Origin of the sequence: Streptococcus mitis (assembly GCF_946190115.1) — a bacterium.
Classification (GTDB): Bacteria; Bacillota; Bacilli; order Lactobacillales; family Streptococcaceae; genus Streptococcus; species Streptococcus mitis_CO.
Genome location: NZ_CAMHZG010000055.1, coordinates 1 through 392, shown reverse-complemented (window position 1 = coordinate 392; position 392 = coordinate 1). Strand labels below are relative to the sequence as shown.

1 protein-coding gene is annotated in these 392 nt (G+C 38.8%); it reads left to right on the top strand.

All coding sequences use genetic code 11. From position 1 onward, the window contains the following. On the top strand, positions 1-392 hold a 392-nt coding region (locus tag N8L90_RS09375; RefSeq protein WP_261025220.1), incomplete at both ends, for an IS3 family transposase.

Here is a 392-nt window from a genome sequence, read left to right as displayed (position 1 = left end):
CCAGTTTTAGATGGCTTTAATAGCGAAATTATCGCCTATAATCTTTCAACTTCACCCAACTTAGAACAAGTAAAAACAATGTTGGAACAAGCATTCACAGAGAAGCGCTACGAGAATACGATTCTCCATAGTGACCAAGGCTGGCAATATCAACACGATTCTTATCATCAGTTTCTAGAGGGTAAGGGAATTCAAGCATCCATGTCACGTAAAGGTAACAGCCCAGACAACGGTATGATGGAGTCCTTCTTTGGCATTCTGAAATCGGAGATGTTTTATGGTTATGAGAAGTCATTTGAGTCGCTCAACCAATTGGAACAAGCCATTGTAGACTATATTGATTACTACAACAATAAACGAATTAAGGTAAAACTAAAAGGACTTAGCCCTGT